17 protein-coding genes and 2 pseudogenes are annotated in these 20,567 nt (G+C 55.2%); 9 read left to right on the top strand and 10 right to left on the bottom strand.

Annotated elements, in window-relative coordinates; genetic code table 11:
• Nucleotides 1-62 precede the first annotated feature (62 nt).
• The gene (locus F2982_RS28165; RefSeq protein ID WP_203431459.1) at nucleotides 63-818 is read left to right on the top strand and encodes a ZIP family zinc transporter; all 756 of its coding nucleotides are present in this window, start codon (nucleotides 63-65) and stop codon (nucleotides 816-818) included.
• A gap of 29 nt (nucleotides 819-847) precedes the next feature.
• Here F2982_RS28165 and F2982_RS28160 read toward each other — a convergent pair whose 3' ends face one another.
• The 3 genes from F2982_RS28160 to F2982_RS28150 form a co-directional block, all read right to left on the bottom strand.
• Nucleotides 848-2,689 (bottom strand): glycoside hydrolase family 15 protein, encoded by a 1,842-nt coding sequence (locus tag F2982_RS28160; protein WP_203431458.1) that lies wholly within the window; start codon nucleotides 2,687-2,689, stop codon nucleotides 848-850.
• Nucleotides 2,690-2,692: 3 nt separating this feature from the next.
• The gene (locus F2982_RS28155; RefSeq protein WP_203431457.1) at nucleotides 2,693-3,475 is read right to left on the bottom strand and encodes a glucose 1-dehydrogenase; all 783 of its coding nucleotides are present in this window, start codon (nucleotides 3,473-3,475) and stop codon (nucleotides 2,693-2,695) included.
• Nucleotides 3,476-4,061: 586 nt separating this feature from the next.
• Nucleotides 4,062-4,580, bottom strand: coding sequence for a nuclear transport factor 2 family protein (locus F2982_RS28150; RefSeq protein WP_203431456.1), 519 nt, complete (start codon nucleotides 4,578-4,580; stop codon nucleotides 4,062-4,064).
• 166 nt (nucleotides 4,581-4,746) lie between these two features.
• Between F2982_RS28150 and F2982_RS28145 the strand changes: the two genes are divergently transcribed.
• Together F2982_RS28145 and F2982_RS28140 are read left to right on the top strand one after the other, a co-directional pair.
• Nucleotides 4,747-5,661, top strand: a complete 915-nt coding sequence (locus F2982_RS28145) for a LysR family transcriptional regulator (RefSeq protein WP_203431455.1) — start codon at nucleotides 4,747-4,749, stop codon at nucleotides 5,659-5,661.
• Between the two features lie 358 nt (nucleotides 5,662-6,019).
• Nucleotides 6,020-6,192, top strand: a pseudogene (locus F2982_RS28140) (IS3 family transposase); the annotation flags it as partial.
• Here F2982_RS28140 and F2982_RS28135 read toward each other — a convergent pair.
• From F2982_RS28135 to F2982_RS28120, 4 genes are all read right to left on the bottom strand, one after another.
• The gene (locus F2982_RS28135; RefSeq protein ID WP_203431454.1) at nucleotides 6,191-7,057 is read right to left on the bottom strand and encodes an NmrA family NAD(P)-binding protein; all 867 of its coding nucleotides are present in this window, start codon (nucleotides 7,055-7,057) and stop codon (nucleotides 6,191-6,193) included. The pseudogene F2982_RS28140 and the gene F2982_RS28135 overlap by 2 nt on opposite strands.
• A 13-nt stretch (nucleotides 7,058-7,070) precedes the next feature.
• The gene (locus tag F2982_RS28130; protein WP_203431453.1) at nucleotides 7,071-7,619 is read right to left on the bottom strand and encodes a class I SAM-dependent methyltransferase; all 549 of its coding nucleotides are present in this window, start codon (nucleotides 7,617-7,619) and stop codon (nucleotides 7,071-7,073) included.
• Between the two features lie 447 nt (nucleotides 7,620-8,066).
• Nucleotides 8,067-8,324, bottom strand: a complete 258-nt coding sequence (locus F2982_RS28125) for a hypothetical protein (RefSeq protein ID WP_203431452.1) — start codon at nucleotides 8,322-8,324, stop codon at nucleotides 8,067-8,069.
• A 113-nt stretch (nucleotides 8,325-8,437) separates the two neighbouring features.
• A complete protein-coding gene (locus F2982_RS28120) occupies nucleotides 8,438-9,145 on the bottom strand; it encodes a hypothetical protein (RefSeq protein WP_203431451.1) in 708 nt (235 codons plus the stop codon).
• Nucleotides 9,146-9,231: 86 nt separating this feature from the next.
• On the opposite strand from F2982_RS28120, the gene F2982_RS28115 reads away from it, so the two are divergent.
• Complete coding sequence (locus tag F2982_RS28115) at nucleotides 9,232-10,152, top strand: LysR family transcriptional regulator (RefSeq protein ID WP_203431450.1); 921 nt, start codon at nucleotides 9,232-9,234, stop codon at nucleotides 10,150-10,152.
• A gap of 833 nt (nucleotides 10,153-10,985) precedes the next feature.
• On the opposite strand, the pseudogene F2982_RS28110 reads toward F2982_RS28115, so the two are convergent.
• Nucleotides 10,986-11,243: pseudogene (locus tag F2982_RS28110) on the bottom strand (transposase); the annotation flags it as partial.
• Between the two features lie 701 nt (nucleotides 11,244-11,944).
• On the opposite strand from F2982_RS28110, the gene F2982_RS28105 reads away from it, so the two are divergent.
• The 4 genes from F2982_RS28105 (at nucleotide 11,945) to F2982_RS28090 (ending at nucleotide 16,598) form a co-directional block, all read left to right on the top strand.
• Complete coding sequence (locus tag F2982_RS28105; protein WP_203431449.1) at nucleotides 11,945-13,717, top strand: PAS domain-containing methyl-accepting chemotaxis protein; 1,773 nt, start codon at nucleotides 11,945-11,947, stop codon at nucleotides 13,715-13,717.
• Between the two features lie 478 nt (nucleotides 13,718-14,195).
• On the top strand, nucleotides 14,196-14,462 hold the full coding sequence (locus F2982_RS28100) for a hypothetical protein (protein ID WP_203431448.1): 267 nt from the start codon (nucleotides 14,196-14,198) through the stop codon (nucleotides 14,460-14,462).
• Between the two features lie 41 nt (nucleotides 14,463-14,503).
• A complete protein-coding gene (locus F2982_RS28095) occupies nucleotides 14,504-15,520 on the top strand; it encodes a J domain-containing protein (RefSeq protein WP_203431447.1) in 1,017 nt (338 codons plus the stop codon).
• Nucleotides 15,513-16,598: a hypothetical protein gene (locus F2982_RS28090; protein ID WP_203431446.1), complete on the top strand. Its 1,086-nt coding sequence runs from the start codon at nucleotides 15,513-15,515 to the stop codon at nucleotides 16,596-16,598. Before F2982_RS28095 ends, F2982_RS28090 begins: the two co-directional genes overlap by 8 nt.
• Nucleotides 16,599-16,685: 87 nt before the next feature.
• Here F2982_RS28090 and F2982_RS28085 read toward each other — a convergent pair whose 3' ends face one another.
• Together F2982_RS28085 and F2982_RS28080 are read right to left on the bottom strand one after the other, a co-directional pair.
• Nucleotides 16,686-17,273, bottom strand: a complete 588-nt coding sequence (locus F2982_RS28085) for a hypothetical protein (protein ID WP_203431445.1) — start codon at nucleotides 17,271-17,273, stop codon at nucleotides 16,686-16,688.
• A 10-nt stretch (nucleotides 17,274-17,283) separates the two neighbouring features.
• On the bottom strand, nucleotides 17,284-17,622 hold the full coding sequence (locus F2982_RS28080) for a hypothetical protein (RefSeq protein WP_203431444.1): 339 nt from the start codon (nucleotides 17,620-17,622) through the stop codon (nucleotides 17,284-17,286).
• A 395-nt stretch (nucleotides 17,623-18,017) separates the two neighbouring features.
• Between F2982_RS28080 and F2982_RS28075 the strand changes: the two genes are divergently transcribed.
• Nucleotides 18,018-20,549: an NB-ARC domain-containing protein gene (locus tag F2982_RS28075; RefSeq protein WP_246777720.1), complete on the top strand. Its 2,532-nt coding sequence runs from the start codon at nucleotides 18,018-18,020 to the stop codon at nucleotides 20,547-20,549.
• Nucleotides 20,550-20,567: the final 18 nt, after the last annotated feature.

The raw sequence follows: 20,567 nt of genomic DNA, 5'->3' as shown, positions 1-20,567 counted from the left end.
GCGCGGAACTAGTCTTCCTTCGGGTTGTCCGTTTCGTTTACGTAGGGGAGTTAGGGGTGCCAATGTATCTACAAGCCGGCCTGTGGGGCCTCGTGGGCGGATCGGCCCTTATCATAGGAGCGGTTATACCGTTTCTTGCTAACCTGCCCCAGCGCATAATTGCCGCAGTCATGGCAATCGGCTCAGGAGTATTGATCTCTGCTGTTGCCTTCGAGTTGATGGACGAGGCATTTGCTCGCGGAGGGTTCGATTCGACGGCACTCGGTTTCCTGCTCGGCGCGGCGATCTACACAGCGGCGAACGTCTTTTTGAACCGACGTGGTGCCCGTCACCGAAAGCGCTCCGGGCATCACCAAGAGCAGAAGCAGCAGAATGCCGCGGATGGTTCCGGCTTGGCGATCGCGATTGGCGCTCTCCTCGACGGCATCCCGGAGTCGGTGGTGATCGGTGTGAGCCTACTTGGTGGTTCCGGCGTGAGTTTGGTGACAGTCGCCGCAATCTTCCTGTCGAATGTCCCGGAAGGTCTGGCGAGTTCCGCTGGCATGCGCCATGCCGGCAGATCTGCGAGCTACATCTTCTGTGTCTGGGGATGTATAGCTCTTGCCTCTGGATTGGCGGCCTTGGTCGGGAACGTTGCTCTCGCGGGAGCAAGCCCAGACATCATCGCTGGAACGACAGCTTTGGCCGCTGGCGCTATACTCGCTATGATAGCAGACACAATGATCCCGGAGGCGTTTGCAGAGACGCACGAGTATGCAGGATTGATCACCGTCGTCGGCTTTCTGTGCGCCTTCGTGCTTTCAAAACTGGGAGGATGACGTACGCCTTATCTGGGCGACCGTCGAAATTATTCTTTCTGCAGGCCTTTCCGCCCGTTTGGCGCGGTTTTATTTATCCGCTGCTTTGCCGGGCCTTCGATGCTCGCCAGGTTATGAGCAGTGTTCACCAGGCCTATATGAGAAAAAGCCTGGGGGAAGTTTCCGAGGAGGCGGCCACTGCTAACGTCATATTCTTCGGCGAGAAGTCCAAGATCGTTGCGCAGCCCAAGCAGGCGGTCAAACATTTCGCGCGCATCCTTATGGCGCTCGCCAAGAACATAAGCGTCGGCGAGCCAGAAACTGCATGCCAAGAACGCCCCTTCCCTGCCGCCGACACCGTCATCCGTTTCGCCGGTCGAGTAACGCGCGACCAGTCCCCCGTGCAAAAGCTCCCGCTCTACAGCTTGAAGAGTGCCTACTATGCGCGGGTCGTCGGCGGGAAGAAATCCAAGCTGCGGCATGAGAAGAAGGCTAGCGTCAAGCGTTTCGCCTCCAAAATACTGAACAAAACTGTTTTTCCTCGCGTGGAAGCCGTTATTGCAAATGTCGTCGTGAATACGGCGCCGCAGCTCGCGCCAGCTCGACACTGGCCCTTCAAGCTGGTATTTATCATGGCTAATGATCGCGCGGTCAAAGGCAGCCCAGGCCATGGTTCTGGAGTGAGTGAACAGGCGTGGCGGACCTCGAACCTCCCAAATCCCCCTGTCTGGTTCTCGCCATGTCGCGCCAAGGTGGCCAAGCAGGACCTTCTGGAGTCGCCATGCCTCTTCCTGAGGCTGCAACTCTGCCTCACGCGCAGCGTGAAGAGTTTCAACCAGCTCACCAAAGACGTCTGTCTGCACTTGGCCAGCGGCCTCATTGCCTATTCTGACTGGCTTGCTGCCCTCATAACCAGAAAGCCAGGGCACCTCAAACTCAGGAAGCCAACGCTCTCCGGCAATCCCGTACATGATCTGCAATTGTTGGGGTGAACCCGCGACCGCACGCAGCAACCATTGGCGCCAGTCTCGCGCCTCTTCGCGATAGCCGGAATTCAGCAGGGCATAAAGGGTCAGAGCGGAGTCCCGTAACCAGCAGTAGCGGTAGTCCCAGTTGCGTTGCCCACCGATTGCCTCCGGCAGGGAGGTCGTCGGCGCCGCTACGATACCGCCCGTCGGCCCGTAGATCAGCATTTTCAGCGTGATGAGAGAGCGAACAACCGCTTCACGCAGGCTCTCCGGCAGTTCATGAGCAGTTCCACGTTTGACCCATTCGCGCCACCAGCTTTTGGTCTGATCGAGAAGTTCTCGGCGATCGGCGATAAAATGAGGCTGCTCATTCGAAGGATGATACGACAGGGTCATAGGTATGCTGTCGCCAGCTTTTACCCGGAAAACCGCTGTGGTCTTGAGGTCCTGCCCCTTCAAGGGCAGATCAGTAATCAGTTCGACGGCATGTGGCCCAACGATGGCGCTTAGCCCGTAGTCCTTTCGCCTCACCCAAGGGACAGCCTGACCATTCTCAAACCGCAGCGTGATTTCCATCTCCATTTCGATCATGCCGGAGACGCCAGTGACGATCCTGATGACATCGGGCGAGCGATCAAGAGAAGGAACAGGCATGAAATCTGTGACTGTGACTACGCCCGTCTCTGTTTCAAACCGGCTTTCCAATACGCCGGTATCCGTGAGATAGCGGCGACTGCAGCCCGACGACGCTTGGCGCGGCGCCACCTTCCATCGCCCATTGTCTGGCGTCCCAAGCAAAGCGGCAAAGCAAGCCGGGGAGTCGAAGCGCGGCAGGCATAACCAATCGATCGATCCATCGCGTCCAACCAAAGCTGCGGAAAGCATGTTTCCGATCAGGCCATAATCTTCTATGCGGAGCGCCACTGTTCACCCACCGTGTGAAAACGAGGGATAGTCCGTCATGCCGCCATCTACGAATATCGTCGTCCCAGTGATGTATCCGGCGACGTCAGAGGCGAGTATGACGGCCATGTTCGCGATATCTTGAGGTTCCCCGATGCGGCCGAGCGGAATCTTCGTCAGCAGATCCTTGCACTTCGTTTCGTCCTGCCATACCGACCGATTGATCGGCGTGCGGATTGCACCGGGGGCGATGCAGAGTACACGGACGCCAAAAGGAGCTGCTTCCTGGGCAAGGGATTTCGATAACATTGAAACGCCAGCTTTACTGGCCGTATAGGCGCTATAGCCTGTCCAGGCTATAGCCTCGTGAACGCTGGAGACGTTGAGTACCACGCCAGACTTTTGCTCAATCATCCGCTTCAATGCCGCTCTCGAGCATCGGTATGTGCCTTTCAGGTTGATGTCCATGACATGGTCCCAATCCGCCAAGTCGGTTTCCCATCCAAGGGAATAGCTTCCGTCGATGCCCGCGTTGTTGACCAAGATGTCGATGCCGCCCCACTCATCATCCAGCGTCGAGAAAATCCGCTCGACGTCTTCAGAGCGGCTGATGTCACCCTTCAATGCCAGAGCCGCAGCGCCGTCCGTCGAGAGCTCTACCGCCATCCGCCGCGCTTCATCAGAATCAACTAGATAATTGATCGCTACCTTTGCACCATTTTCCGCAAAGCCGCGCGCGATCGCTGCCCCTATTCCAGAGTTGCCTCCCGTTACAAGGACGCGCTTGTTCGCTAAATCAATTTTCATGCGCCGGACTTCTAGGTTTTGGTGACGTTGCTGGAAAAACGCGGGCACGCAAATCATGTTCCTGCGACAGAACGTACATCTTTTCACTGGCTCGGAGACCGCGTCCTCCCAACCCTTGAGGCCCCGAACACGTGGCGGCAGATAATGACCCTGTTTTGCCTACTCGTTGCTTCTTAGAGTTACTTCCCAGCGGCGAAATGGATCGTCGCCCGCATCGCTGCTTCCCATCCCTTAATGAGATCGCGGCTCCACGCAGGAACGATAGAGCGCACAAATATCTCGCCTACCGCGCATTGCGCGGCCAACGGACCTGGTTCCGGCCAGCAACCTGTCCCAGAGCCGGCCAGCAGGTCTCAAGTGCCCGCTGACCGAAACGCGGCGAGTTTGACATGAAGCATGTCCGCCCCGCAACCATGCGCGTCACAAGATGCCCCAGATCTACTTCCGATAGAGTGCGGAACTTCGGCCGTCTGAAAGAAGATACGACGTCCGTGTCCCAACCCCTCATCGGTTGACGCGATCCGTGCTGTGGTTCTTGGAGAGGCAGCGACACGGCCGATGTCTCGATATCGTTGCAGCGACAGGCCTACTTCGTCGTGCCAAGCTGCTTGATGATAGGATCAACGTTTGGATCAGCCTTCAAGATGCGTCGAGCAAACCTCCAACCTTCAGGAGTGTGGATCAATTCATCCGTAAAAGTTGCCGTGCCTGTCACAGCGAGGCCGACGCGGTCGAAGACGGTAAGGTAGCAATACATGCTGGCTCGATCACCATTGATCGAGATTTCGTGATTGGTAACGACGTGCCGTTTGTTCTTAGAAAAAGTCGACACCATGAACGTATGGGCCTGCCGCAGTTCCTCGGTACCCTTTGCTGTACCCCAAAAGCCTACGAGTTCACCTTCTGTCGCAAAAGTTGCCACGAATCTAGCAGCGTCTTCTGAGTCCAAAGAGTTGTCGAAACGGGCACTCAACTCTGCGATCTCGGCACGGTCAGCGGCTTCCAAGGCTCGTGCCATATTTCTTTCGGATACTTGGGCGAAGGCTGGTGTAGCCGCATGTGCCGCTAAGCTCATTAATACTGCTGATAGGAGATTTCGAACCATTATAACCCTCCACTTGCCATTCAAGGCGTTGCGACGGATTCCAGACCCAGGTCCGGAGATATTGAATGTTTCCGCGCACTGTTTCATGGAAGACTTTGTATAATCGTTGATTACCCTATTCAAATTTATTGTTCGAAGCCCTATGCTTCATACTATGAATATATCGATGTTTGACCTCAATCGCATAAAAGCTCTTCATTTCCTGCTGGAAGAAGCCCATGTCGGGCGAGCCGCGGCACGATTGAACATCACTCCCGCCGCGACAAGTAACGCACTTCGTCGACTACGCGAAGATCTTGGAGATCCACTTCTCGTGAAGCGAGGCCGCGGCCTGGTCAGAACCCGGATCGCAGAGGATTTACGAGCTCCGGCACGTGATGTTGTCGCCTGCGCAGAGCTTTTGCTGAGAACTGCTCGGCCTTTTGAAGCGCGCGGGTTCGCTGGTGAACTTCCCGTCTCGCTGTCCGAACACGTTGCCGCAATCTTGCTTCCACACCTAGACCGCCTCGTTCGCGAACGGGCGCCGCTGGCTAAGTTAACCGTCGCAGCTATTCCGCTCGATGTAGCTGACTGGTTGAAGAAGTCGGGGGGCATTTTGGTCGGGCCGTCGGGGCCATTTGCAGCAACAATGGAAGGGGATAATCTGCTTTCTGAGGATTATTATCTGGACCGCTACGTCTGCGTCGCGCGGCGCGACCACCGTCTCGTCAAAATGCGCTGGAGCCCGCGTGCTTACGCGGACCAAAGCCACGTACTTGTCGTTCCCCGCGGGCGTTCAACGCGGAGCGACGTCGATGACGCTCTCATCGAACATGGTCTGTTCAGGCAAATCGCTCGAACTGTGCCCAGTTTCCAAATGGCGATCCAAATCATTAGCCAATCTGACTTAGTGACGACAATGCCAGAACGAAACACGTTCTTACTGCCGGCCGAATTGATCACAAGGAAGATGCCTTTTGATACGCCGCCCCTGCCAATGCGGTTGATTTTCCACCCAGCTTACCGCGAGGATGGACGTACCACATTCATCAAGACCTTGCTTCGCGATGCGTTAGCACTTTTCGATGCTGCTGCTGCTTGAGTAATCGCGGAGCTCCCAGAGACACAGCCCTTTGCGCAACTAATCCTGACTTCGTGTCCAAGCAAGAAGGCTCAGATAACCTATATCGAAGGTGTTTCGATAGGTTGATCTAATACTGGACAACGGAACGCAAACTGCAGATTATCGAGGAAAGAAGCCGCCGATGACACCGTTTCCTCTGCGGCGCGGCGACGTGGAGTTGCGCCAAGCCCTTTTATCGCTGGGGAATCTCTGCCCTTTCAGCAGGCAGCGGCGAGCTGCCTATATGCCCGTCGTCAATCGCAAACGGGTTTATCCCACCAAGGCCACCCACGCTATGATCCTCGAGAAACACACGGCGGTGCGGACAGGCCGTGTGCACGAGGGCAAGGTCATGGTGATGCGGTCTAATCTCCGCTGGTGCTCGGACGGCTTGAGTTCACTTGCTGGAATGGCGAGGTGGTTCGTCTCGCGTTCATTATCGATGCGTTTGACCTAGAAATTATCTCAGGGAGAGCCGTCGCCAATGCCGGGATATCCGGCTCCGACATTAACGGTCTACGATTAGGCGTAGGGCGTCAGAGAGTGTCGTTTCGCCGCGCATCGTGACGCCTCGGCCCTCAAACGCTGTGTGACCATTGTTGAACCCTCGATAAAGCTCGCAGAATGCCTTGATAGCGTTCGTGGAGAACCCTGCCTTGGCGAATACCTCATTCCAGCAAGCAGGCGGCAATAAAACAGCTTCAACTGGACGACCAAGTATTTCGCTCAGAGCGCTAGCGGCATCGTTTGGCGAATAATCTTTCGGTCCATGAAGTTCAATCAGCGAGGGTGCGGCGGTGCCCGCCAATAGCTGCTCGCCCACCACTCTGCCAACGTCCATTACCGAGACCATGGGAAGACGCCTGGAAAGCGGTGAGAACATCGAAAGCAGCACACCATCTGAGTTAACTCGTTCAAGCGACCAACTCCAATTTTCCATGAAGTTCGCAGCGCGCACTATCGTCGCTGGAACTTTCGATACGGTCAGCCGACGCTCCAAATCGTGGGTTGTCTTGATATTGCCAGTGCCATCGGTGTGCTGAGCGCCGACCGACGACAGAGCAACCACATGAGAAAGAGCGGCGGCCTCTGCCGCGGCTATCAGCGATGCGTGAACCGCCGCAGAGTGACCAAAAATGTCAGGGTCGGCATAAGCGGGTGGATTCATAAGATAGGCGCCACGCGCGCCCCGGAATGCATTGATCAGCGCATCTGTATCGAGCAGATCAACGACCGCCACCTCCGCGCCGGCTTCAATCCAAAGCTGGCCTTGTTCCATTTTGCGTAAGATCGCCTTAACGGGAACGTTTTTTTTGAGAAGGTAGCGCATTGCAGCCGAACCAGTCTGTCCGTTAGCACCCGTTATTGCATACATATCTAGTCTCCTCTCAAGCCTTGAGCTTGACACTGACGGCGGTCCGTCCGCCTTCTGCCATCATGCTGGTCATCCACGTTGCTGGATTGGCGAGCATCTCACGGTATTGGGCAGTCTCACGACCACCGAGCCCGAGATTGGTGCTGATCAACATTCCTCCAACGCGCAGCGACGACGCCAGCAAGTTCAAATCCTGAAGCGATGGCGCGAAACCGTCAAAGAACGCTATGTCGTACCCGGACGTGAGCCTCGGGAGGATCTCATGGAAAGTCCCGTGGTGGACAGTGATTCGATCATTGAAGCCGGCTTCTGCGATATTCTCGCGTGCCAACAGTACATGCTGCTCGTCGAAATCGATCGTGTCGATTGACGCCACGGTGCTACCTCTCGCGAACCAGCACGCGGTGTATCCGAGCGCCGTCCCGCATTCAACGATCCGGCGCGCGCCAGCGGCAGCTGCCAGTACGCCTAACGATACGCCGTCACCGAATGGATACGCTTTGCAACGATGCTGACTTCGATGTCGCGTCGTCGCATCAAGAATATTTTGATAGTAGTCCATAAGCTCGCCCTTCGTCCGCCCACAAAATATCGGTGGCTTTGCTCGGAGTTGAAAGAGAACGGTCAGCCAATCCTCTAGGTGCCAAATTCACAAGTTGCCCGTTGCAAATTTCATGATTGTCGATCACCACGATTCGAACGCGCCTCCGTAGCGGCGATGCCTGCAGAAGCGCCGCGCTGCGGTGCGGTGATAGTCGAAGCGGACGACAACCCTGTTCCCGTCAGCGCACATCCATTCGCGGCCCGGCTCCCAACTCGACGTCTGCGGTACATCCACCCAATCATCCGTGAGCACGTTGTCGAGTTGCGGTCTCGGGGAGATGATAAAAAATTTTGAAACTCCGTCACCAATTGACGTTACCGGATGGCGTTCCACGATTTGAAGACGGCCGCTTGAGTAGGCGCAACGGCGACAGCGCAAAGGGAGAAACGAGGATAGTTTTTCGAATCACTTAACGTTGTCTTTGAACCATTTGGCGACCTCCGTTGCCGTGGGTTCGATTACGAGAGGATCGTCGTAGAATCTCGTATGAAACACCCCATCGACGATGATGAGCTTTTTGTTTTGCGCGGGTACCTTACGGAATACGTGCTGCGCGGCCGCTTCGAAGCCGTCGGATCGCTCACCGTGAATGATCAGCGTCGGACACTGCAGCTTTGCAGCATAGTCATCGACGTTGAACGTCCAAACCTCGGCGTCGCTCATGGTTGTGTAGCGATTCTCCCAGCGACTGGGCTCACCCCATTTTGATGTGGTCCAGGGGTGATACCAGTCGTAGATCTCTGGCCAAGGTAGACCAACGTTCTTATCATCCGAACTCACCACGGGCGTGTAATCGACCTCGCCGCTCGTATCAAACTTAGCCCTAGCTGCCTGACCACGAGCGATGCGCGCTTCCAATCCGAGACCGCCGCCTCCAAAAATCCTTCTAGATTTTCCTTGAAAAGATATTGGCCCGAAACTGTCGCGAGGGCTTTAATTCTGGCGTCGGCCGACGCTGCTGCGATCATTTCCGAGGACCCTTGGCATATTCCGAGCGCAAACATACCTTCGTTGCTGATGTCTGCCCGAGCTTCAAGAAAGGAGATGGCGGCATTGATGTCGGCAATTTTAGCGTGAGGACTCTCATAGCGCCGGGGCTCTCCACTGCTTTCGCCGCTGAAACGCGGATCAAAAATCAACGCAGCGAAGCCATCGCGTGCGAGCCTCGTCGCGTATTCCATCGGAGATTGTTCTTTTACAAATCCAAATGGACCAACGATGACGGCGCCTGGGAATGGGGGTTGTGCAGCCGTCGGCTTAAACAGGAGACCGACGAGCGATGCCCCGTGGCTTTCGAAACTTACTCGCTCGGATTGATAGGCGCCCGCGTTCAGTGCCATTGAAGAAATACTTGTCATGCTCGGAGATCCTTTTGCTCTTGCTTGCGCGTTAAAAGAAAAGGACCCCAAGGCTGCGACTGGCATCGTAGCCATCGCTTGCAATATTTGTCGCCGCACGCTGCTATGGGCGCGATCATTTTGCATGGAGGCCTCCTCTTTCCATTAATATTATTCGACAGACAATGGAGAAGGCGTCATGATGTGTCTAATGCATGATCCGGATATCTACTATGCCGCTTAACGAATTACGACGCCTTGACCTCAATCTGCTCGTTGTTCTCAGGGCGGTCCTTCAGACGCGGAACGTCACTGTCGCCGCACAAAAGCTCAACATGAGCCAGCCTGCAGTCAGCAGGGCGATAGGGCGTCTTCGCCATGTTTTTGCCGATCAGTTGTTTATCAAAGGCGCAAGAGGTGTCGTTGCGACGCCGCGGGCGGAGGCTTTAGCGGACTCGATTTCCAAGTTACTGCATGACCTCGATGACTTGCTTGGCTCGCAAGAATTTTCGCCCAGTACGAGCAACCGCATCTTTCGCATCGCTACGACTGATTATGGCGCTATAGCAGTCTTGCCGTCGCTCGCTGCTGTCTTCGCCGCAGAAGCCCCCAATGCCGGAATTGAAGTGCTACCATTTTCGCAAGATACATTTCGCCGCGCCTCCAACGGCGATGTGGATGTCGTCCTTTACAGCGATGACCCAGTGCCAGACGATTTGCAGCGTACCATCCTCTTCAATGAAACCTATCTTTCGTTTGTGCGAGCAGATCATCCGCTTGCAAGTCGCCTTAACAACGGCCAGCCGCACCTCGACGATTTTCTAGATCCTCCGCACATACTCGTTAGTATTTTCGGGGGCCGGACAAGCGAACTGGACGACCGACTTGCTGCACTCGGTCGATCCCGAAGGATCGCAATGTGGTTGCCCTATTTTGCAACCGCAGCAGTGATCGCGTCCAAAACAGACTTCATCCTGACCATCCCAGAACGGGTGGCTAGCGAGTTGGCTTCACCACACGGGCTGATTAGCTTCCGGACACCAGTCGAACTTGAAGGCTTTGGCTACCAAATGCTTTGGCATGCTCGCACCCAAAGTGATGCGGGGTCGCTTTGGCTTCGTCGGCAGATCATTTCGGTCTCACGTGCGCAATGAATTATGGCTGGTTAAAGCCAACAATATGCTATGCGGAAATCCGGTTACGATAACCGGCTCGACGCCGATCAAGAGTCCCTGCTAAGTACGCAGAGAGGAGCGGTGACCGATTGATTTGCTCTTGGATGTTGCTAGAACGCTCATGTCTTGCGTCGAGTTCTAAATCACCCCGCACTTTGAATTCAAGGGACGCTGCTTGAAACTGTTCTCGAGGACCTACATTTCGTCAATGGAAGATCGTGGAGTGTGCAGTGCGAAATCAGCAAACTGTCGAAGACTACCCTAGCGTGGTCGAGATCTTGAGCGAGCTCGAAGAAGAACTGCCGATAAATTCCGAGGATGAATGGCATCACTTGCGAGCGCTTCTCATTGATTTCTACGAACACGGAATTCGCGGACACGCCCGCTTGAGGCACCTTGCGCTCTCGGCGACGATTAATCGCCGAGTGACCGTGAGCAGCCACTCGTCATCGGCTAGACCTTCGTATTATGCCTGGGGGTCTGGTAAAATGCTGAAAATCATAGACCGGGCTAACCGGCCACTCCAGTTTTCTCACTCTGAGAAAGCCAACGCCTGAACGCACACTCCCGATAGGCGGTTCGTCGTCCTCGGATTCGTCGCCACGACGGACGCAAGCCAAGGGGTCGGCCGCGCTCCTCGGCTTCAATGCCGATTGTCGCGATCTCCGACTAATACTGTTCAACCTTGCGCGACATCATGTTGGCAATCTTTTAGCTGACGGCCTCGGCTGTTGAAAATCGCGGTCAGCAAAGGGAGTAGAAGGGCGGGCGACTGTTCGTCAGAGGGACTGCTATTGACCTTGCCCCAAGTTTTATCCAGTTTTGAGTTCACTCCAACGGTTTTGGGTTGCTGTATTCGGGGCGGTAGCGGCGGGTTGCGGTGCGAAGCCATTTCGGCTGCACAGCCTCGCGTCACGTCGCGGGTTGATGTCTGAGCGAACTCGGCAGGTGTCATCCAGCCGGAGGCCGGAGTGCGGTCGGTGATCGTTGTAATCGCTGCGCCAGTTTGAAAGCGCTGATCGAGCTTGGGTCAGTGTCGAGAAGAGCGTTTCATTCAAGAACTCGTCTCGCGCCCCATACCAGGGAGCGTAATATTATCTTAACAAGACAGGATACGTTGATTACCGTACATTGTGCCGATGGATACTGTAAAATAGTTCAGGCATATTCAAAACGGGCAAGATATTTTCAGAACAGCGCTCCCAGTTCCGAAGCGACTGGTCGAAGCGGTTGCGCACCCCGTGCGCTGAATGAGAGTGCCAGGGAACTGGCGGCCACAAATAGTGAAAAGGCGAGCAGAACGCGTAGCTTTGTCATATCTGACCCTCATAAAACTCACAAAATCGCATCCGGAGATAGTTGACCAAGCATCGATGTCCATCTCGCGGTTGATTTTTTTGCAGCTGAAAGCTGATCAAAGGCATTCTCTGGTAGGACGGCGTTCGGTGCGTGGTCCCTCAACCCTGCTCGTTCCGCACTGCGCCGACGGCACGGTTCAAGCCCCATCAAACTAGGGCCGGCGTGCAACCAGCGACCTTATTGGAGTCGATCAAAAGGACGTTTCATTAATTTGCTCAGCACAAAAAGCATCACCTGGGCATGACTGGCAGGTTTAAGCCAATGTCCACGATGAGTGATCGCTTGCGACCCGATCACTGGCCTGTACGTCGGAAACCGCGTTACGCGCTTAGTTGCTAATTGGGCCCACCGCCCATTCTTCATTAACCAACTGAGCGCAAAGTGTCCCAAATTCAAAATGGAGTTCAGGACGATGCTGGGTGCGATTGACGCGCAGAGGGCGCTCGAAGCTATTGCAGCTTCGCAGGCCGTCATAGAGTTCGACCTGCAAGGTAAAGTTCTTTCAGCGAATGCAAATTTCTGCGCGGTCCTTGGCTATCAACTTAGCGAGATTGTCGGCAAGCACCACAGCATGTTCTGCGAAGCCAGTCATTCCGGTTCGCCCGAGTATCGGGACTTCTGGAGCAGACTTGGTTCGGGGACGTTCGCCTCCGGGACCTATAAGCGCATCGCCAAAGGAGGCACGGAACTTTGGGTCCAAGCGACCTATAATCCTGTGAAAAAGGGTGGGAAGCCCTACAAGATCGTCAAGATCGCATCGGACGTGACAGCGGCCAAGCGCCAGGCTCTCGAGGATGCTGCAAAACTTGAAGCAATCTCCCGCTCCCAGTTCGTTATCGAATTCACTTCGGACGGACAAATCATCGCTGCGAACGAGAACTTTTGCAGGACGATGGGCTACGCCCTCACCGAGATAGTAGGCAAACATCACACCCTGTTCTGTCGCAAGGACTACATCGCCACGGCCGAATATGGGCAGTTTTGGAAACGTCTTGCAGCCGGCGAGTTTTTCTCCGACGAGTTTGTCCGCGTCAGCAAAAGCGGCAAGGAGGTCTGGATCCAGGCGGCTTACAACCCGATTATCAACAGCTCGGGCGAGGTCATCAAGGTCGTGAAGTTCGCTACCGACGTAACGGCTCGGATATCGGCAATCGAACATGTGAATTCAGCGCTGTCGGCTCTTTCTCAGGGAGACCTGACAACCTCTCTTGACCTAGTGTTTGTGCCGTCGATGGAGGAGCTGCGGGCCAATTTTAATAGCTCGGTGCTCAGGCTGCGACAGACCATGGAGACGATTGGTATGAATGGCGGCGAGATTGCCGCAGCCGCTTATGAGATTAGCAACGCGGCAGATAGCTTTTCCAAACGAACGGAGACGCAGGCTGCCTCACTTGAGGAAACCGCCGCGGCTCTCGAGCAGATTACCACCACCGTTGCCGATTCCAGCCGCCGAGCGCACGACGCTGGGCTTCTCGTTGCCCGTACGAAGCAGGGCGCGGAAGCGTCCGGAGAAATCGTTCGCAGCGCTGTCGGCGCGATGGGCGAAATAGAGCGATCCTCCAACGGCATTACGAACATCATCGGCGTCATCGACGATATCGCATTCCAAACGAACCTGCTCGCCTTGAATGCCGGCGTGGAGGCAGCACGTGCTGGTGAGGCTGGGAAGGGCTTCGCGGTGGTGGCGCAGGAAGTGCGTGAGCTGGCGCAACGGTCCGCCGCAGCCGCCAACGAAATCAAGTCGCTAATTTCGACGTCGGGGCAACACGTCAGAAGAGGTGTCGATCTCGTGAGCAAAACGGGAGAGGCTTTGGCCGAAATAGTCGAGCGGGTCGGCGAGATCAATGACAACGTCGCGGCTATCGTTGAGGCGGCGCGAGAGCAGTCCGTGGGTCTCAAAGAGATTAATGTGGCTGTAAATTCAATGGACCAAGCCACTCAACAAAATGCAGCTATGGCAGAGGAAAGCACTGCCGCGAGCTCCGGTCTAGCCGAACAGGCCGCCGCCTTGCGTCAACTTCTCGCTCAGTTCAAAGTTGACTCCGCCCTAAACGCCCCCTCGGCTCGCGGTTTCGTTCCAACTGAACGTCAGTCGACGCAGAATGCCCGCCGGCACGCTAGAGCGTCTGTCTTGGTCAACCGTTCGGCGGCAGTCGCGTATCAGGAAAGCTGGCAAGATTTTTGACTACCGCCCCGACGTCAGGTCGCGCGTTTCGGTGGGGAGAGTGCCTGATTTTCCTTCCTGGTTGCTATGCAAAGACGGCCCTTAGCCTTGCCGAAACGATCGGCAGTGCGTCGAGGCTGCCTCATTTCCCAGCCCCGGGCGGCGCCAGTGGTAACGCTCAGCATCGGCGTCGCCACCCTCCCCGGACTGTACGCCAAAGAGCGTGGACGCTTCGGCGGGAAGCCGATGCAGCACTTTATGCGGCAAAGAGAGAGGACCGCAATCGGTGCACTCACGGCAGTTCAGCCGACGAAACGAAAATGTTCAGACCCTCGCCTTGAACGGATACGAACGCACGACCCTCATACCGTGTGGGCAACATCGAAAGCTCAGTTAAGCGCGACTACCGCAACCGCGGTTTGGATAATCGCTAAGGCTTTCTATCCAACAACACCTTCCATCGAGGAGACCTGCCCCCCGTTGAAACTATCGAAAGATCATGTACTTTCGCGACTGTATTGGCATGGGGGTCGCGTTGCGCTGGGATCGAGAAAATCTTCCGGAAATCAGAATAGATCGCTGGTGGAAATGGCTGCTGCTTCCGGGCGCGGTCATTCTCTGGTTCGGGTATATGTTTCCGAACCCGGGTGTTCGAGGCGCGGTCTTAAGCGCGAGGCATGCCCGCAGTCCAATCATGACTGTTTACTACAGCCTCGTTTTTTACGGCGGACTGCTGTTCGTGCTTTTTCTGATGGTCGGCAGGTAATGGCGAGCAGGCGTAAGCAGAGCGGGGGTTTTACGGGCAGCATGTTGTACGTCGGCATGTTCATAATTTTCGCCCTGCTGGTGCTCTTGACGGCCGGCTTCTACTTCTATCCGGTTCTCTGCCTCGGCCTGATGGTCTCGTCGGCCCTCATGGGCGCGAAGCCGCCGCCGCTCCCTGACCCTGACAAACTGGTGAGTGTCGAGGGAGACCGGGAAATTGAAGGCCAGCTCCGCAAACTCGGGGCAGTCCGTGAGGAATTTCGGCGCCTTCATATGAGGGCGAGTGCGCTCGGCATTGACTCGACCTCGTCGAGCGCCGGCATGCGCTATGACCGCCGCAAGCGAGACGGAAAGTTGATTAATGCGGAACTCGACGACGTCGAGCTGCGTATGAAGGATGTGATGCACCAGATCAAGGCGACCAGGACACAGCTCCTCGGGGCGATCCCGAACTGGCGAGGTCCATTCGAGAGATGGGTTGGACGCAGGGCGTGGTCACTTGCAGCAAGGCTCTCCCTCTTGGTCGCACTCTTGTCGATCGCTGGAATGATGATCGCTTCGCGCGACTATCCCGGAGAGATTGCCTGGCTCGCGAGCATCGGCAATTTCGCCTCCGGCCAGCTTTTGTGGCGTCCGCTGCGACCGGATATGCTCGCTGTCATGATGACCGGGGTGCTCGCCGGGTACGCCTCCCTCTTTGTTTCGCAGCCGTTTTTCCGGAGCCGCCTGAAGCGGTCGGGCGACGTCGGGACTATGCTGAGGCTTGCAGCGCTCGAGGAACGGCTGAATCCAGACCAGATCTACGAATACGACCCGGACGGTGCATTCGAAGAGCCTGAGGAAGAAAGATCGCGGAGCGAGCCATGGTGGACGGTGCTGGGCGTTGCAGCCGACGCGGCCGTCGAGGAGATCAAGACCGCCTACCGCAACGCGATCCGAGGATATCACTCCGACAAGGTTGCGCATCTGGGCGACAAGCTCAAGGTTGTCGCCGAGTTTGAGAGCCGGCGCCTTAACAAGGCTTACGAGACCGCGAAGGTGGAGCGCGGGTTTGTCTAGAATACCGCCCCTTCTCTTTTTGCCGTTCCGCGCTGTAAGGTACATCGCCTTCGCATCGCTCGTCATGTCGGCATGGGCCTTTACACCATACTTTATTGATGCCGTCCGACTCTTCGGCATACGCGACGACCCCACGGCGATGCTTGAAAGAGCGGCCGAATCGCGCTCGCCAGACGAAATCCGGAGGCTGGCCGAACAGGCGCTCGCGGAAAACGATCCGGAGTTGGCCGAGAGCCTGTCGGTCGTCGCCGCAGACAATGGCGAGCCGCTCCCGTCAGAACTGCTCGCGAAAATCGAGGAGAGCAACAAGTTCAGCCTCGCTCGCTCCGCGTTTGAGGTGTGGACAGGCATATCGACCGGGAGAGGCGACACGCCGACCGCTTTCGTTGCAGCTGCAGCGACGGATGCTTTGATCGTCGGCGATCTGAGGGATCTAGCGACGGAGGCGGCTAAATATCCGGACTATGACAGGCTGACTGTTTTTCTTGCAGGGATCGGTGTCGCGGCCTCGGCCAGCAACTATGTGAGCTTGGGTGCAGCTGCGCCGCTTAGGGGCGGCCTGTCGATCCTGAAGAAGCTGAAGAAGCTCAACAAGCTGCCGGAACCGTTGGAGAAGGACGTTGTGGCGCTCGCGAGTCGCTCGATCGACGACGGCGTGATCCGGGCGATGAAGCATCGGGCGAGCGACCTCGACCTGAACGGCGCCCTTCAGGAAGGCCGCAAGCTGATCAAGCCGGAGGCCGTCAAGATGGTCTCAGACGCCGCCAGGGCGACATTCACTGTTTCAAGCAAACAGGGTTATCGCGCAACGGTTCAGACGGTCGAAAACGCGGGGGAGCTCGCGGATTTGAAGAGGTTAGCGGCCGTCGCCGAAAAAACGGGACAAAAATACCGCGGCGTGCTCGCGCTCCGCAAAGGGGCGAAGATCGTCTTCACGATCGTTGAGTACCTGGCCGAGGTAGTCTGGATCTTGATCGGAGTAGTCGTCTGGATCCTGCTGGCGCTCTGGACGCTTCTGAGGTTTGTCCGAAGCGTCGCAAACATCCCTATGTGGTTTTCTCGCAGATCGGCGCTCTAAACCGAAGTGTGCCGGATACATCGCCTGCACAAATGCCCGCCATGTCGCCCTTGGCTTCGGCTCAAACGTGGCTGAAAATGACGGCCCTCAGGCGGACTTGCTCCGGGAGAGACGTATTCCGCGGTTCCCTTCGATGGTCTCGGAAACGTCATAGCGATGGTAGAAGTGGTGTAGCTCGCGCAGGGCGTCCAGAAACCTCCTTACATGTGATTCAATGAGTGGAAAGTCCTTGGTGGCATCCAGCATACCGACCGCGATCTCTACGCCAGCATAGCCCTTGGCCCTGGTGGTGCGCCATCCATCAGGCAGCAGCGAATTCAGGGAGCGCTCGGCTCCAATCGGATCCCGCGTTTCGACGCGCAATTCTGCGGTTCCCATCTTCATTTTCATCAAAAGTGAATCGCCCCTCGCAGGCAACGCATATGGTAGATGAATTATCGAGGAGTCATAGCCAGCCTGTTCGAGCCACGCCATCCTCAGCTGGGGATACTCGTTGGTGGCAATGCCGTGAACGGACTGGTGAAAATGCGTCATTCGGGTGTCGAGGCGTTTCACGTATCCTATACGCGCATCGTCTATCGCCTCGGTCAGCATGTGTACCTTAAAGGCATTGAGGGCGGGGGCGTCCCTGGTGAGCCAATCCCTGGTCCACTCATAGGTGAGAAATCCATCCACGAAGGCCGCTTCATCTACTGTAATGTATGACCGGTAACCCTCCGGGGAAAACTGCGACGTAATAGCGTTCCCACAATTCCCTCTTTTGACCATCTTCCCCTCGTCTGCGATAACGCCCGAGTTGTTCTGGCATCAGAAGGGCACGCACCTTGTTTTCGATAAGGAAACCTACACGCTCTCGCCCGACCTCGACCACAGCCTCGATGTCGGTTTCGCCAAGTAACGTCTTGTGAACGCTCCGCCGGACGCTGATCACCTTTCCGGCGTCACCAAGGCCAAGATGCGCGAACACGTCGAGGACAAATTGCGGCCTGGTGCCTAACAGCTCGCAGAGCAAGAGATCAGTCATGAGCTCTTCGACTCGTCGAAGAGTGCGGCCTTTTTCGTGACGCCTTGTGTCAAATCCATCCCCATTCGGTGGCGCGGCCGACAAGATAGTATCCGATGAACTGATACAAGTTGCCCTTCTGTCGAAAGGTAGCTGTAGGCCGCGTAGCAGCAAGCTGCGAGTGGACGCGACTCATGAACGAATGCGTGTTCAACTCTTGCGGAAGACAAATATGCGTTTGAGAACAACAACGATCCGCGATTGATTATGTTCAAGGCTGGACCGTAGCCCCCATTGTGAAGCCCTATCCGCGTCGACTGTATCCTGTGCATTACTCGAGCACAGATTGATTCCGGACTAAACTTTGCTCAACCAAACAGGTAAATTATACTTTCTAGACGTTTCGGAGAATCACTTTGGCGAGCTATCAGCGAGTAGCCCTTTTCATCTTTTTCGATTCGATAGAAAAGGATCTGGTCACGCACATTCGCTCCGCCTCGGGTCGTATAACAACCGGATTTCTGAGTACGCAAGAACGCGAAAAAGCTACTCAACGTGCTGAGAAGTCTGATGAGCCATATACAACCGCAAAGGACGATTTCGAACTTCTCTATCAGCTCGATCTTGGCGACAAAGTAGCAATTGCTCAACGTCTCAAGCAGCATTTCAGTGATGCACTCCGGAAGCATTTTTCCGCGAAAGCAGCATCGCTAATGGCGGCGGTGCCGGTACGCAACTCAGTAATGCACGGTCGGCCTCTGACTGTTGAAGAACACGCAACGGCGTTTGCGTTGGCCAATGACTTGGTTAAGAGCAATGGTTTTTGGCCTGTTCTTCACAAAGCTCTTGTTGATTATAACACTGATCCAGAAGCTATCACCCGGCGAGCAGTCACCTTTCTTGAACAGCCCACTGAAAGCGGTATTTTCCATAACCTGCCTCTTCCCGACTACGACGATACCGGGTTTGTCCCTAGGCCACAGCTCGAACAAGAACTGAAAAAGAAAATTTTAAGTCGGCATCCAGTCGTTACCGTGTTGGGCGATGGCGGAAATGGTAAAACGGCCCTCACGGTGCAGGCACTTTATAGCTTGGTTAATTCCGGCGATCATGACTTTGACGCGATCGTCTGGGTCTCAGCAAAAACGTCCAAATTAACGGTTGGTGAAATCCAGAGAATTGAACACGCAATAACGACTTCAATGGGCCTCTTTGAAGAGGTAGTAGGCATCTTTGAGGACGATAAATCGAATCCTATGTCCCGTGTTCGGCAGCTTCTAGAGAACAACAAAATACTTCTTGCAATAGACAATCTTGAAACGGTCCTTGACGACACCATTCGGGATTTCGTGTCGGACATCCCCGGCCAGAGTAAGGTTGTGTTGACGTCTCGTATTCCCGTCGGAGGCGATTTGACGGTGGACGTCAAACCGCTGACCGATAACGAGGGAGAGATTTATCTTCGTGCGCTCATAAAATCCTATAGCATAAAAACGCTGTCATCATTGAAACCGGACGAGTTGCGGCATTTTGCTAGCCGTCTGGAGCGAAGGCCACTTCTGTTAAAGTGGTTTTGCATGGGCGTGATTGCTGGGCTGCCTGCCAGCAAAATCGTGAGCAATCCTGAAATGGCGCTTAGGTTTTGTCTCGAAAACGTCTTTGACGCACTGAGTATCGATGCAAGAATGACTTTGTCGCTAATGTCGATCCTGCCACGCGCTGTTTCGTTAGGTGTCTTGCACCATGTCTCGTCTGTTGACGTTCGTAAGTTGGAGGCTGGCGTAGCCGAGCTCTTGAAGTTTTCGATTTTGGAGATCGAGAACCAAAGCGGCTATGAGTTGAACTATCGAATCAAGCCTTTTGCTCGCGCCTACATTGCGCGCATTCTGCGTTTGACGCCTGAAGCCCAGGAGGCTGTGATCCGGAAATTCCGTGGCCTTAGCTTCGCTTATCAAGCAGAACGAGGGGCTGAAGGCCAGGAAAAATACAACTTCAGAAACTTTACGGTTCGCTCCATGTCTCAAGCTCTTGCCGCTGGGAAACTACGCGAGGCTGTTAAACTCGCGTACAACGATGAGTTCCTTCCAGCAAACATGATTATCGAGACGCTCAAAGTCTCCAATCACGATTATTTCGAAGTCTTTCGAGCAGATGCTTTTATTCGATTCCGCCAACATGACTTCGCCGGCGCGACCGACTCATATCGCTCGGCTATCGAGTTATCGCCGGAGACGCCACAGCTGTACTTCTTCTTCGGTGGGTTCTTGCTACGTGGGTACGGAGATTGTCCCGCGGCTATCGGACAGTTGGAAGAAGCCTTGAAAAGAGACCCAGATTCTGTCGATATAAAGCGAGAACTGGCAAGAGCAAAGATGTACGACTTCGATTTCGAAGGGGCTATGGACATCCTTTCGTCGGAGACAGCGGCGCCACTTTCAAACATGCGAACCAAATTGATTTTTGCGGATCTCCAAACACAGAATTTTCAACGCATGATCGCTCATAAGGCTGCCGTTGGCATAGATGCAGACCTTGAAGCTCCTTTTGCAGCTTTCGCAGATTTTCTCTCTTCCCTTGACCCTAGGATAATCGACGCCAAGATGACGGGGCACCTAAGAAAAGCGCGATCATCGGTTGTTCAGGCTCTGCAAACCAAGAATGTCCGTACCGGGAATGAGATTGTCGCCTTGTTGGACAAGCTGATCGGAGAACTAGAAGCTACCGACCACAGGACATCAATATCGGGTCTCATTGGCAGTCTCAAAGAGAAGGGCCGAAAACCTAATTTCGGTTTTCTCGTCGATCCATCTAACCGTGAATATTTCCTTGCGCGTGCAATAGTGTCAGACCTGATTTGGGCCGGGCTACAATCTGGCAAAATGGCAACTTTTGATGTGGATCTCGATAACCAAGGTCGCCAGCGCGCTACAAATGTTCATTTGATTTGAGTGTGACAGTAGCCTCGC

This window comes from Rhizobium sp. BG4, assembly GCF_016864575.1.
In the GTDB taxonomy this organism is placed as follows: Bacteria; Pseudomonadota; Alphaproteobacteria; order Rhizobiales; family Rhizobiaceae; genus Rhizobium.
Note: the sequence above shows the minus strand (reverse complement) of the source record. Positions and strands in the feature narration are given on the sequence as shown.

Excerpts from the sequence above, each read along its gene's own strand:
- F2982_RS28165 (WP_203431459.1), top strand. The coding sequence starts at position 63 with ATGTATCTACAAGCCGGCCTGTGGGGCCTCGTGGGCGGATCGGCCCTT.
- F2982_RS28155 (WP_203431457.1), bottom strand. The coding sequence starts at position 3,475 with ATGAAAATTGATTTAGCGAACAAGCGCGTCCTTGTAACGGGAGGCAAC.
- F2982_RS28150 (WP_203431456.1), bottom strand. The coding sequence starts at position 4,580 with ATGGTTCGAAATCTCCTATCAGCAGTATTAATGAGCTTAGCGGCACAT.
- F2982_RS28145 (WP_203431455.1), top strand. The coding sequence starts at position 4,747 with ATGTTTGACCTCAATCGCATAAAAGCTCTTCATTTCCTGCTGGAAGAA.
- F2982_RS28135 (WP_203431454.1), bottom strand. The coding sequence starts at position 7,057 with ATGTATGCAATAACGGGTGCTAACGGACAGACTGGTTCGGCTGCAATG.
- F2982_RS28130 (WP_203431453.1), bottom strand. The coding sequence starts at position 7,619 with ATGGACTACTATCAAAATATTCTTGATGCGACGACGCGACATCGAAGT.
- F2982_RS28125 (WP_203431452.1), bottom strand. The coding sequence starts at position 8,324 with ATGAGCGACGCCGAGGTTTGGACGTTCAACGTCGATGACTATGCTGCA.
- F2982_RS28120 (WP_203431451.1), bottom strand. The coding sequence starts at position 9,145 with ATGCAAAATGATCGCGCCCATAGCAGCGTGCGGCGACAAATATTGCAA.
- F2982_RS28115 (WP_203431450.1), top strand. The coding sequence starts at position 9,232 with ATGCCGCTTAACGAATTACGACGCCTTGACCTCAATCTGCTCGTTGTT.
- F2982_RS28105 (WP_203431449.1), top strand. The coding sequence starts at position 11,945 with ATGCTGGGTGCGATTGACGCGCAGAGGGCGCTCGAAGCTATTGCAGCT.
- F2982_RS28100 (WP_203431448.1), top strand. The coding sequence starts at position 14,196 with ATGTACTTTCGCGACTGTATTGGCATGGGGGTCGCGTTGCGCTGGGAT.
- F2982_RS28095 (WP_203431447.1), top strand. The coding sequence starts at position 14,504 with ATGTTGTACGTCGGCATGTTCATAATTTTCGCCCTGCTGGTGCTCTTG.
- F2982_RS28080 (WP_203431444.1), bottom strand. The coding sequence starts at position 17,622 with ATGACTGATCTCTTGCTCTGCGAGCTGTTAGGCACCAGGCCGCAATTT.